1 protein-coding gene is annotated in these 355 nt (G+C 46.2%); it reads left to right on the top strand.

Going from position 1 to position 355, the window contains the following annotated elements; genetic code table 11:
- Positions 1-336 (top strand): DUF4301 family protein (locus tag HC175_RS21125; RefSeq protein ID WP_168139926.1); only part of this gene is annotated, 336 nt, incomplete at its 5' end.
- Between the last annotated feature and the right edge of the window lie 19 nt (positions 337-355).

Here is a 355-nt window from a genome sequence, read left to right as displayed (position 1 = left end):
AAGGAGGAACTGCTTCAGTATTTCGAAGCCCGGCAGGACCAGGTGGATATTTTAAAGTTCGTTCCGGCATCGGGGGCTGCAACAAGGATGTTCAAAGCTTTTTATCAACTGCTTGATGAATTCGATCCCGAAAATGAATCCCTTGAAGATTATATTGATCGCAAAAATGACCAGAGCCTGGAAAGGTTCTTTGGGCGGCTAAAGGATCTTCCTTTCTATACGGAAGTGATAAAAAGAGCTACGGAAGTTAGCCCGGGATTTGCTGAACTACCCCAGGACAGGAGAGATTACCTGTTCGTGAAATATATGCTGGAGGAGGATGGACTGGATCTGTGAAATCGGCCAAAAGGGCTGG

The organism is Salinimicrobium oceani, from assembly GCF_012037645.1.
The sequence above is the reverse complement of the archived record's forward strand: the minus strand, read 5'-3'. Positions and strand labels throughout refer to the sequence as shown.